Here is a 12,268-nt window from a genome sequence, read left to right as displayed (position 1 = left end):
ATATCGTAAGTTGTAAAGTTCAAAGTTACAAAGTTTTAAAACTAAATAGTACTATTAATTGGTACTTTGAAAAAAACTTTGCGTTATTTGTAATAAAATTTAGTAAAATGGAAATCAATCTTTCTCCAGAGTGGCAAACAGTTTTAAAAGATGAAATTCAAAAGCCTTATTTCAACGAATTAATGTTGGCTTTAGACATCGAATATCAAACTCATACTTGTTTTCCTCCGGAAGAATTGATTTTTTCAGCTTTTAATAATTGCTCTTTTGCAAATCTAAAAGTAGTTATTATTGGTCAGGATCCTTATCATGGAGAAGGAGAGGCCAATGGTTTAAGTTTTTCTGTAAATGATTCAGTTAAAATTCCGCCTTCATTGCGTAACATTTTTAGAGAGTTAAACGACGATTTGGATTCTATTTTTATGCCAACTTCGGGTAATTTAGAAAAATGGGCGCAACAAGGAGTTTTACTTTTAAACGCTGCATTAACAGTTCGAAAAGACAGCCCCAATAGTCATAAACATTTGAAATGGAATCTTTTTACTGATGCTGTAATCCAGGCAATTTCTGATCAAAAAGAAAATGTTGTCTTTTTACTGTGGGGAAGCTTTGCTCAGAAAAAAGGCCTTAAAATTAATCGTTCGAAACATTTTGTTTTAGAATCGGGACATCCTTCGCCTATGAGTGCTAATCAGGGAAAATGGTTTGGAAACAAACATTTTAGTCAAACTAATACTTTTTTGAAATCAAAAGGAATTTCAGAAATTGAATGGTTGTGGGAGATTAAGTCATATTTATAACACAATCTTATCATTTCGAGGAACGAGAAATCTCATAACGGATTTACAGTTCGTTGCTCTCTGGATGTGATTTCTCGTTCCTCGAAATGACAAGAAAACGAAAGTTTTTGAAATTGAATTATTCTTTTTCTGCAGGTTTCTTAATGATTTCTTCTAAGATCGCTTTATTTTCATAATTGGCTATTTTCAAGATGATCTCTTGATTTTTTACCGTTTTTCCTTCAATCACATAAAGTTTTCCTTTATTGAATGGAACATTGCTTTGGTCAAAATCAACATCGCCATAAGTCAACGTGTTTTTGATATCGGCTGTATCAACCCATTTTTCATTTAAAGTCTGAATTGCTTTAGGAGAATATTGAAAAGGTTTTGTTCTTAAATTATTCAGAACTCTGGCGTTCGGAAAGTAATTGCAACGAGTATCTTTTCCACTAAAAACAAGGGCTACAAAAAAGCATCCCATAATCAAACCAATCAAATAATATGCAAAACGATGTACGAACTTCATGAAATAAAATTTTTGCAAAGGTACACTAAAGTTCCCTTAAAATACAAGTAAATTAATATCGTTATCTGGTAAATCAAACCATTCGCCAATTGCTTTGTTGGTAAGGATTCCGTGGTACAAATAAATTCCGTTTTTTAAGCCTTTATTACATCTAATTGCACTTTCTAAACCACCATCTTCGGCTATCTGAAGCAAATATGGAGTTAAGATGTTGCTTATTGATAATGAGGCTGTTTTGGAATATCTCGACGGAATATTTGGCACACAATAGTGTAAAACATTACTTTTTATAAAGGTTGGTTTTTCGTGGGTTGTTACTTCTGAACTTTCGAAGCAGCCTCCTGTATCGATACTAACATCAACAATGACAGCACCTTTTTTCATGTGTTCGACCATAGTTTCTGTAACTACAATTGGGCAGCGTTCTTTACCGCGCATAGCGCCAATAGCGACATCACAGCGTCTTAAAGCTTTTAATAATGCTTTTTGCTGAATGGTAGAAGTGAATATTCGTTGGTTTAAATTATTCTGTAAACGGCGTAATTTGGTAATCGAATTGTCAAAAACTTTTACGTTTGCACCAAGTCCAATTGCGGTTTTTGCGGCAAATTCACCTACAGTTCCCGCGCCTAAAATTACGACTTCGGTAGGAGGGACGCCAGTAATATTGCCAAATAAAAGTCCTTTTCCAAATTCGTCTGTAATCATTAATTCGGCAGCAATAAGTATAGATGCTGTTCCTGCAATTTCGCTTAATGATTTCACTGCTGGATAAGTGCCGTCTTCATCTTTAATATATTCAAAAGCAAGTGCTGTGATCTTTTTTTGAGTCAAAGCTTCAAAATATGCTTTTCTTTTTGTTTTTAATTGGATAGCCGAAATAATAATCGTTTCGGGATTAATCATTTCGATTTCAGCCAATGTTGGGGGTTCTACTTTAAGTAATAACGGACAGCCAAAAACTTTTTTAGTGTCTTTTGTTACTTCTGCACCAGCATCAGCGTATTCTTTATCAGAATAGCTTGAGCTTTCTCCGGCACCAGATTCAATCATAACGCGATGACCTTCATAGGTCAAAGAGGTTACTGCATCTGGAGTCAGGCAAATACGACGTTCCTGGTAACTTGTTTCTTTAGGAATTCCTATAAAAAGTTCACTTTTGAAGCGGCCAATTTCAAGTTTTTCTTCTTGTGGCAACAATTGTTGTTTCGTAAACGGAGTTAAGGTAATTGACATGAGTTGTGCAAAATATTAAGAGTACAAATTACGTAAAAAGTTTTAAAATCAATGTAAAAATTCTGCTAATACTGTTTTAATATTTAAGGTACTGCTTTTTTCATTTTAATATTGGCTCTTTCGTAAATCTCATCTTCTAAAGGAATTTCAGTAAAACCAATTTTTTTATACAAAGGCATTGCCGGAAGTAGCTTTCGATTTGAATATAAAAGTAGATTTTTAATACTATTTTCTTCGGCTACAGCCAAACAATGAATCAATAATTGGTTGCCAATTCCAAGCTCTTTTAAATCTGAAGAGAAGGGAATTAGTTTTACTGTATCTTGGGTATTCATTGTTATTTTTTTTATGAAAATTAATCCTTGTATTTTATATTTCGTTTTACAACGGTCGCAATATTTACGCTATTATTACTAAAGTTTTTTTTGATTCGTTTAATCCAATTCCCTTTTTTGTCATATTTATATTCAAAAGTTATTATGACTTTATTTGAAGAGAGTGGCCAAAACATTTTTGTAATATCATCAAAGTTATTTTTTTCAATTACAAAGTTCTTATTGTAATATTCTGTTTTATTTAAAACTATTTCATTGTAATAATTGTACACTTTGTAATTGTAAGTGTTTGTTCTGTAATTGTAATCGGCAGTTTCTTTTGATTGGATTTCATTATTAGAATTGACAGAAGTAATTCTAATAGGAGATTGCAACGAATCCATATCAACAATTATTTTAGATTTGATTTCTGACTGATCATCTAAAAAAATCAAAATTTTGGCGCGATCGGTAAATTTATATCTTATATGCTGCTTGTCATTTTTTACATTCGGACTGAAAAAATTCACCCTCATATCGATGATTCTTTTATCATAGTCTAAAACATATTCAAACACAGATTTTAACTCTTCATTTTTTAATAATTTTCCTCTAATGATTGTGTCTGCGGAGTAATTGAAAATCCATTTATTTATATATGTTTCATTCCTTAAATAATTGGTTTCAGATGCCACAATGCTTTCTGCATTATTTTCTTTTAACTTATAAAAATCATCAGTTCTGGGTTTATTCATCAATTCTGATGGAATAGAGGTTTGCGAAAACGCATTAAACGTATTTAAAAGGAAAAGCAGAATTATAAGTTTTTGACTTCTCATAAAATAACCAGTTCCAAACTTCTTTTTCCGTCTGCCAATAATTCAATTGTAATAACAGAATGTTCTTCAGGAATTAAATTTTCAATTTTTTCAGACCATTCAATAAAACACCAATTTCCCGAATACAAATAATCATCAACGCCCATATCAAGGGCTTCTGTTTCTTTGTTTAATCTATAAAAATCAAAGTGATAAACGATTTGATTGTTAGAAGTATAGTATTCATTAACTAAAGAAAAAGTTGGACTGCTTGTGGCATCTTCAACTCCTAAACTTTTGCATAATTGTTTGATTAAAGTAGTTTTTCCAACGCCCATTTCTCCGTTAAAAAGAATGATTTTTTTAGGATTTTCAGCCAGAATTTTTTCTGCTACTTCTTGAATTTGATCTAATGAAAAAACGATACTCATTGTTGTAATTATTTTTGCCACGAATTTCACTAATTTTCACGAATTAAAGTTTTTTTTCTTTTAGTTTTAGAAAAAAATAGTGCAAATTCGTGGCGATAAATTTTTATTTCGGATTAAATACCAAAAACGGAATTATCATTTCTTCTAACGAAATTCCACCATGTTGATACGTATTTTTGTAATAACTCACATAATGATTATAGTTGTTTACATAGGCTAAAAAGTAATCATTTTTGGCAAAAATAAACGAACTACTCATATTTATTGCAGGTAAACCAATTGTTTTAGGCTCTTTTACTACATATACATCTTTTTGTTCGTAGGTTAAACTACGTCCGGTTTTGTAGCGCAAATTTAGACTAGTATTTTTATCTCCCACAACTTTCGAAGGGTTTTTTACATTAATTGTACCGTGATCTGTGGTTAAAATTAATTTGAAACCTAAAAGCTGAGCTTGCTGAATAATTTCCAGTAATGGAGAATTTTTAAACCAGCTCAAAGTCAGAGAACGATACGCTTTATCGTCTGAAGCGAGTTCTTTTACAACTTCCATTTCTGTTTTTGCGTGTGATAGCATATCTACAAAGTTGTAAACTACAGTTACTAAATCATTGCCTTTTAGAGCTTTGAAGTTTTCTGCCAGTTTTTTTCCGCCAGCGTAATTTGTAATTTTAAAATAATCCTCCTTTATATTTAAACCTAGACGTTTTAATTGTGCAGAAAGAAATTCGGCTTCGTAAAGGTTTTTTCCGCCATCTTCGACATCATTTTTCCAATATTGCGGAAATTGTTTTTCCATTTCTATAGGTAATAAACCTGAGAAAATTGAATTTCTAGCGTATTGTGTTGCTGTTGGAAGAATAGAGAAATACGGAACCTCTTTTTCTAATTTATAATAATTAGAAACCACAGTCTCAAATGATTTCCATTGATCGTAACGCAAGTTGTCAATGACAACAAACAAAATAGGTTTGTCCTTCTTTTTAATTTCAGGAACCACTAATTCCTTAAATAAATCATGAGACTGAACAGGTTTATCTGCTTTTGGTACAAACCAGTCTTCGTAGTTTCTTTCAATGTATTTTCCGAATTGCGAATTGGCTTCAACTTTTTGAGACTCAAGGATTTCAATCATTCCCTGATCATTGATGTTCTCTAGTTCTAATTCCCAGAAAATCAATTTTTTATACAATTCAATCCAATCTTCAAATGAATTAACCATGGCTAATTCCATTGAGATTTTACGAAATTCCTTTTGATAATCTAAAGTAGTTTTCTCTGAAATCAGTCTTGAATGATCCAGATTTTTCTTCAAACTCAATAAAATCTGATTCGGATTTACGGGCTTTATCAAGTAATCAGCGATTTTAGAGCCAATAGCTTCTTCCATTATATATTCTTCTTCACTTTTGGTGATCATAATCATCGGGATAGCCGATTTCTTCTCTTTCATTTCCGAAAGTGTTTCTAAGCCACTCATTCCTGGCATATTTTCATCTAAGAAAACAATGTCAAAATTATCTTCTTCAAACAATGCAATCGCGTCCAGACCGTTATTAGAAGTAGTTACAGCGTAGTTTTTTTTCTCCAGAAACAATATATGTGGTTTCAAAAGATCGATTTCATCATCGACCCAAAGTATTTTTATCTTATCCATAAACAAATTATATTTTAATGCAATTTAGAAGTATAGAACTTAAAAAGTATTAAAAATAGTATAAATTTCAGAATAATGATTTGTGATTTAGATATAATATCTTTTTTTTATTTTGGTATCACCTTGAAAATCAGTGTAAATTATTGTTGATTTTTAAGCAAAAAACTCCAAATGGTTTATAGTTATTTACTTATATTTGTTGACCTAAAAAGAACCAAATAGTGACTCATATCAATAAGTTAAAAATATTCAATGATCCCATTTATGGGTTTATTTCCATCCCGAACGAACTTATTTACGACTTAATCCAGCACCCGTATTTTCAGCGTTTACGCCGTATTTCGCAAATGGGATTGTCGTATTTGGTTTATCCCGGTGCCAATCATACGCGTTTTCATCACGCCTTGGGATGTATGCATTTAATGCAGAAAGCTGTCGAGACACTTCGTTTTAAAGGAGTTGCAATTTCGACAGAAGAAGAAAATGCATTGTATATTGCTATTTTACTGCATGATATTGGTCATGGACCGTTTTCGCATGCTATGGAAAAGAGTATTGTTGAAGATGTGAATCATGAGGCGATTTCGTTATTATTTATGAATCAGTTGAATGAGGAGTTTGACGGAAGACTGAGCTTGGCTATTCAGGTATTTAAAGGTGATTATCACAGGAAATTCATGCTGCAATTGATTTCGAGTCAATTAGATATGGATCGAATGGATTATTTAAAACGTGATAGTTTTTATACAGGAGTTGCAGAAGGAAATGTTAATTCTGAACGTTTGATTCAGATGATGAATGTAGTTGATGGAACTTTGGTTATTGAAGAAAAAGGAATTTATTCTGTAGAGAAATTCCTGCTTTCGAGAAGATTAATGTATTGGCAGGCTTATTTGCATAAAACTAGTTTGGTGGCCGAATTAATTTTGATGAAAGTACTAAAAAGAGCGAAAGAATTAACTTTAAAAGGAGTTGCTTTGCCATGCAGCGAGCCTCTGATGTATTTTATGCAAAACAAAGTTGCTTTGGAGGATTTTGATGCCGAAAAGCTTGATTTGTTCTCTCAATTAGATGATTTTGATATTATTAGCGCCTTAAAAGCGTGGCAAAGACATAATGATTTTATACTTTCGACTTTAAGTAAAATGATCATTAACAGAGATTTACTTAAAATTAAATTGAGTGCGGATAAAATTCCGATGGAAGAATCTCAATCTTTAAAAGAAGAATTTGCTAACGAACATCATATTACACAATTAGAAGCCGGATATTTTATTTTTAGAGGAAAAATAAAAAACCAGGCTTATAGTAAAGAAGCTGAACCAATCCGAATTTTGAAAAAAGATAAAACAATTGAGGATGTTGTTGAAGCATCTGATCAGCTGAATTTGAAATCGTTATCTAAATTGGTGACAAAATATTACATCTGTTTCCCAAAACAACTTATCTAAAATTAACATTTAAAATCTATTTTTTATATTTTTGTCGCAATGAAATTTACAGCAGAACAAATAGCAGGAATTTTAGAAGGAGAAGTTGTTGGGAATCCCAATGCAGAAGTTTCTCGGTTATCTAAAATCGAAGAAGGCGAGGAAGGTTCACTTACTTTTTTGGCTAATCCTAAATATATCAACTACATATATACCACAAGAGCTTCAGTAACGATTGTTAATGATAGCTTTGTGCCTGAGCAGGAAGTTACCACAACTTTAATAAAAGTAGAGGATGCTTATGCTTCCTTTTCGAAACTTTTGCATTTTTACAATCAGGTTAAATTGAATAAAACCGGAATAGAAGCGCAGTCTTTTATGTCTGAAGGAACTAAATATGGCGAAAATCTATACTTGGGAAGCTTTAGTTATATTGGGCAAAATGTAGTTTTGGGCGATAACGTAAAAATATATCCAAACAGTTTTATTGGCGATAATGTTGTTATTGGCGATAATGTATATATTTTTGCAGGCGCTAAAATTTATTCTGAAACTATAATTGGAAACAATTGTACTATTCATTCGGGAACTATTATTGGTGCCGATGGTTTTGGTTTTGTTCCGGATGAAAAAGGGGAATATAGTAAAGTACCGCAAATTGGCAATGTTATTATTGAAGATAATGTAGATATTGGTGCTAATACTACAATCGACAGAGCAACTCTTGGTTCTACAATTATTAGAAAAGGAGTTAAATTAGACAATCAAATTCAGATTGCCCATAATGTAGAAATTGGTAAAAATACTGTAATTGCGGCGCAATCAGGTGTGGCTGGCTCTACAAAAATTGGAGAAAACTGTATGATTGGCGGGCAAGTTGGTATCGCAGGCCATTTGATTATAGGTAATAATGTCAGATTGCAGGCTCAATCAGGAGTAGCACGAAACATTAAAGATGATGAAATTTTACAAGGCTCACCATCGCTTGGATATAGTGATTTTAATAAATCGTATGTTCATTTCAGGAATCTGCCTAAAATTGTGGCCGAAATGGATGAATTAAAGAAACAAATAATAAACCCAAAAAATGGAAATAATGGTTAAACAGAAGACCATCAAAAATGAAATTTCACTAACAGGCGTTGGATTACATACTGGGAAAGAAGTTACAATGACTTTTAAACCAGCTCCAATTAATAATGGTTTCACTTTTGTAAGAGTAGATTTGCAAGGTCAACCAGTCATTGAGGCTGATGCTAATTATGTTGTTAACACGCAAAGAGGTACTAATTTAGAAAAATTAGGTGTAAAAATTCAAACACCAGAACACGTTTTAGCTGCTTTAGTTGGATGTGATTTGGATAATATTATTATTGAATTAAACGCTTCTGAGCTTCCAATTATGGATGGTTCTTCAAAATACTTTGTTGAAGCAATTGAAAATGCGGGAATTGAAGAACAAGATGCTAAACGTAATGTTTATGTAGTAAAAGAAGTTATTTCGTTTACTGATGAAACTACCGGAAGCGAGATCTTGGTTATGCCAAGTGATGATTATCAAGTAACTGCAATGGTTGATTTTGGTACTAAAGTTTTAGGTACTCAAAATGCAACTATGAAAAGTATAGCCGATTTTAAAGAAGAAATCGCTAATTCAAGAACTTTTAGTTTCTTACACGAGTTAGAGTCTCTTTTAGAAAACGGATTAATTAAAGGTGGAGATTTAAATAATGCTATTGTATATGTAGATAAAGAAATATCTGATGCTACAATGGAGAATTTAAAGAAAGCCTTTGGGAAAGATAAAATCTCAGTTAAACCAAACGGAGTTTTAGATAACCTTACTTTACACTATCCAAACGAAGCTGCAAGACATAAATTATTAGATGTTGTTGGAGATTTATCTTTAATTGGAGTTAGAATTCAAGGAAAAATTATCGCTAACAAACCAGGACACTATGTAAATACACAGTTTGCCAAAAAATTAGCAAAAATCATCAAAATTGAACAAAGAAATCATGTGCCGGTTTACGATTTAAACCTGGAGCCATTGATGGATATTCATAAAATTATGGCTGTATTGCCACACAGACCTCCATTTTTATTAATTGATAGAATTATAGAAATGTCTGATAGTCATGTAGTGGGTATGAAAAATGTAACAATGAACGAAAATTTCTTCGTTGGACATTTTCCTGAAGCGCCAGTTATGCCAGGAGTTTTAATTGTTGAAGCAATGGCACAAACAGGAGGGATTTTGGTTTTAAGCACCGTTCCGGATCCTGAAAATTATTTGACATATTTCATGAAAATTGATAATGTTAAATTTAAACACAAAGTATTGCCTGGTGACACCTTAATTTTTAAGTGTGAATTGATTTCTCCTATCAGAAGAGGAATCTGTCATATGCAGGCAAATGCTTACGCAAACGGAAAATTAGTAACTGAGGCAGAATTAATGGCTCAAATTGCAAGAAAACAATAATAATTAAATCAATTTTATTGTTTACGTTTGTTGCCCAAATTAGATTATTTTAATTTTAAAATATAAAACATACAGATGAATCAACCATTAGCATATGTTCATCCCGGCGCCAAAATCGCTAAAAACGTTGTAATAGAGCCTTTTACAACAATTCACAATAATGTTATTATTGGTGATGGTACTTGGATTGGTTCAAATGTGACCATCATGGAAGGTGCTCGTATTGGTAAAAATTGTAATATTTTTCCAGGAGCTGTAATTTCTGCGGTGCCACAAGATTTAAAATTTGGCGGAGAAGACTCTCTTGCTATTATTGGAGACAATTGTACAATTAGAGAATGTGTTACAATCAATAGAGGTACAGTTGCATCTGGACAAACTATTTTAGGTAATAACTGTCTGGTTATGGCTTATGCGCATATTGCTCACGATTGTGAAATTGGTAATAATGCCATTATCGTAAACGGTGTTGCTTTGGCAGGTCACGTAGTTGTTGGTAATCACGCCGTAATTGGTGGTTTGGCGGCAATTCACCAATTTATTCATATTGGAGATCACGCAATGATTTCTGGTGGATCTCTAGTTAGAAAAGATGTTCCTCCATATACAAAAGCGGCAAAAGAGCCGTTATCATACGTAGGAATTAATTCAGTTGGTTTAAGAAGAAGAGGTTTTAGTACTGAGAAAATCAGAGAAATTCAGGAAATTTACAGAATTTTATACCAAAAGAATTACAATACAACACAAGCTTTAAGTATTATTGAAGCTGAAATGGAAGCTACTCCTGAGAGAGATGAAATTCTTGATTTTATTAGAAATTCATCAAGAGGAATTATGAAAGGTTATTCAGGAAATTATTAGATAAAAGTTTAATCGTTTATTTGTTACTTCGTTAAGTCGAAAACAGGTAAACGATTTGACGATTAAACAAAATATTAAATAAATAAAGAACAAAAATGGCATCTACATCAGATATTAGAAACGGATTGTGTATTAAATTCAATCACGATATTTATAAAATCGTTGAATTTCTTCACGTAAAACCTGGAAAAGGTCCTGCTTTCGTAAGAACAAAATTAAGAAGTTTAACTACAGGAAGAGTATTAGATAATACATTTTCTGCAGGACATAAAATTGACGATGTGCGTGTTGAAACGCATAACTACCAGTTTTTATATGCTGAAGGAGATGAATTTCATTTTATGAATACAGAGTCTTTTGAGCAAATTTCTTTGAACAAAAACATCTTAGATGCTCCGGGATTATTGAAAGAAGGTACAAGTGTAATGGTTCAGGTAAATACTGAAACTGATTTGCCTTTATCAGTAGATATGCCATCTTCTGTAATTCTTGAAGTTACTTATGCTGAGCCGGGAGTAAAAGGAAATACAGCTACAAATGCTACAAAATCTGCTACGGTAGAAACTGGAGCAAGTGTAAACGTTCCGTTGTTTATTAACGAAGGTGATAAAATTAAAATTGATACAGCTTCAGGTTCTTACATGGAGCGTGTAAAAGAGTAGTTTGTCAATAAGATAATTTGTCAATGAGTCAATTAGAAAATTGATGCAACAGCAGAAATGAATAATTTTTATTTTCTAATTGACACATTTTCTAATTGACACATTCTCTAATTGACAAATTTTCTAATTATAAAATATGAAATTTCCAAAGATTCATTCTTTACAAGAAATTGCAAATTTGCTTAATTGCGAATTTATTGGTGACCAAAACTTTCCGGTTTTAGGCATGAACGAAATACATGTTGTTGAGCCTGGAGATATAGTTTTTGTAGACCATCCTAAATATTACGACAAAGCTTTACAATCGGCTGCGACTATTGTTTTGATTAACAAAAAAGTAGATTGTCCAGAAGGTAAAGCGCTTCTGATTTCTGATGATCCTTTCAGAGATTTTAATACTCTAACCAAACATTTTAGACCTTTTCAGGCAACAAATGTATCTATTGCTCTTTCTGCAACTATTGGAGAAGGAACTGTAATTCAGCCTAATTGTTTTGTTGGAAACAACGTTACAATTGGTAAAAATTGTGTGATACATCCTAATGTTACTATTTACGATCATACCGTAATTGGAGATAATGTAATGATTCATGCGGGAACTATTTTAGGTGCTGATGCATTTTATTATAAAAAACGTCCGGATGGCTTTGATCAGTTAATTTCTGGCGGAAGAGTTGTAATTGAAGATAATGTTGGTATTGGTGCGCTTTGTACTATTGATAAAGGCGTAACCGGTGATACAACAATTGGTGAAGGAACAAAATTGGACAATCAGGTGCATGTTGGACATGATACTGTGATTGGAAAAAAATGTTTAATTGCTTCACAAACAGGTATTGCAGGTTGTGTTGTTATTGAAGACGAAGTTACAATCTGGGGACAAGTAGGGACAACCAGCGGAATCACAATAGGAGCGAAGGCTGTTATTATGGGGCAAACTGGTGTTACTAAATCGGTAGAAGGAGGGAAATCTTATTTTGGAACTCCAATCGAAGAATCAAGAGAAAAGCTAAAACAATTAGCTAACATCAAAAAGATTCCTGAAATTTTAAATAAATTGAAATAA

13 protein-coding genes are annotated in these 12,268 nt (G+C 32.3%); 7 read left to right on the top strand and 6 right to left on the bottom strand.

The window, feature by feature from the left end:
• The first annotated feature begins 107 nt into the window (after positions 1–107).
• Entirely contained in the window at positions 108–800 is a 693-nt protein-coding gene (locus tag LPB88_RS08970) for a uracil-DNA glycosylase (RefSeq protein WP_230714735.1), read from the top strand.
• Between the two features lie 118 nt (positions 801–918).
• Here LPB88_RS08970 and LPB88_RS08965 read toward each other — a convergent pair whose 3' ends face one another.
• The 6 genes from LPB88_RS08965 to LPB88_RS08940 all read right to left on the bottom strand — a co-directional run bounded on the left by LPB88_RS08965 (position 919) and on the right by LPB88_RS08940 (position 5,764).
• Positions 919–1,308 (bottom strand): DUF4258 domain-containing protein, encoded by a 390-nt coding sequence (locus LPB88_RS08965; protein ID WP_089351414.1) that lies wholly within the window; start codon positions 1,306–1,308, stop codon positions 919–921.
• Between the two features lie 36 nt (positions 1,309–1,344).
• Positions 1,345–2,544, bottom strand: a complete 1,200-nt coding sequence (locus LPB88_RS08960; RefSeq protein ID WP_230714733.1) for an alanine dehydrogenase — start codon at positions 2,542–2,544, stop codon at positions 1,345–1,347.
• 83 nt (positions 2,545–2,627) lie between these two features.
• Positions 2,628–2,879 (bottom strand): N-acetyltransferase, encoded by a 252-nt coding sequence (locus LPB88_RS08955; protein ID WP_230714731.1) that lies wholly within the window; start codon positions 2,877–2,879, stop codon positions 2,628–2,630.
• Between the two features lie 20 nt (positions 2,880–2,899).
• Positions 2,900–3,697 carry a hypothetical protein gene (locus LPB88_RS08950; protein ID WP_230714729.1) on the bottom strand — a complete coding sequence of 266 codons (798 nt, stop codon included), beginning with the start codon at positions 3,695–3,697 and terminating at the stop codon, positions 2,900–2,902.
• A complete protein-coding gene (gene tsaE, locus LPB88_RS08945; protein WP_230714727.1) occupies positions 3,694–4,107 on the bottom strand; it encodes a tRNA (adenosine(37)-N6)-threonylcarbamoyltransferase complex ATPase subunit type 1 TsaE in 414 nt (137 codons plus the stop codon). Before tsaE ends, LPB88_RS08950 begins: the two co-directional genes overlap by 4 nt.
• Positions 4,108–4,210: 103 nt before the next feature.
• Positions 4,211–5,764, bottom strand: coding sequence for a bifunctional response regulator/alkaline phosphatase family protein (locus LPB88_RS08940; RefSeq protein ID WP_230714725.1), 1,554 nt, complete (start codon positions 5,762–5,764; stop codon positions 4,211–4,213).
• 221 nt (positions 5,765–5,985) lie between these two features.
• Here LPB88_RS08940 and LPB88_RS08935 point away from each other — a divergent pair, with 221 nt between their 5' ends.
• The 6 genes from LPB88_RS08935 (at position 5,986) to LPB88_RS08910 (ending at position 12,268) form a co-directional block, all read left to right on the top strand.
• Positions 5,986–7,215: an HD domain-containing protein gene (locus tag LPB88_RS08935; RefSeq protein WP_230714723.1), complete on the top strand. Its 1,230-nt coding sequence runs from the start codon at positions 5,986–5,988 to the stop codon at positions 7,213–7,215.
• A gap of 39 nt (positions 7,216–7,254) precedes the next feature.
• Positions 7,255–8,298 (top strand): UDP-3-O-(3-hydroxymyristoyl)glucosamine N-acyltransferase, encoded by a 1,044-nt coding sequence (gene lpxD, locus LPB88_RS08930; RefSeq protein WP_230714721.1) that lies wholly within the window; start codon positions 7,255–7,257, stop codon positions 8,296–8,298.
• Positions 8,291–9,679, top strand: coding sequence for a bifunctional UDP-3-O-[3-hydroxymyristoyl] N-acetylglucosamine deacetylase/3-hydroxyacyl-ACP dehydratase (locus tag LPB88_RS08925; protein WP_230714719.1), 1,389 nt, complete (start codon positions 8,291–8,293; stop codon positions 9,677–9,679). The genes lpxD and LPB88_RS08925 overlap by 8 nt, the downstream gene beginning before the upstream one ends.
• A 75-nt stretch (positions 9,680–9,754) precedes the next feature.
• Positions 9,755–10,540, top strand: a complete 786-nt coding sequence (lpxA, locus tag LPB88_RS08920) for an acyl-ACP--UDP-N-acetylglucosamine O-acyltransferase (RefSeq protein WP_017497513.1) — start codon at positions 9,755–9,757, stop codon at positions 10,538–10,540.
• Positions 10,541–10,635: 95 nt separating this feature from the next.
• Positions 10,636–11,202, top strand: a complete 567-nt coding sequence (efp, locus tag LPB88_RS08915; RefSeq protein WP_026985157.1) for an elongation factor P — start codon at positions 10,636–10,638, stop codon at positions 11,200–11,202.
• A 136-nt stretch (positions 11,203–11,338) separates the two neighbouring features.
• Positions 11,339–12,268 carry a UDP-3-O-(3-hydroxymyristoyl)glucosamine N-acyltransferase gene (locus LPB88_RS08910; RefSeq protein ID WP_230714717.1) on the top strand — a complete coding sequence of 310 codons (930 nt, stop codon included), beginning with the start codon at positions 11,339–11,341 and terminating at the stop codon, positions 12,266–12,268.

This window comes from Flavobacterium sp. JAS, from assembly GCF_020991455.1.
Classification (GTDB): domain Bacteria; phylum Bacteroidota; class Bacteroidia; order Flavobacteriales; family Flavobacteriaceae; genus Flavobacterium.
Note: the sequence above shows the minus strand (reverse complement) of the source record. Positions and strands in the feature narration are given on the sequence as shown.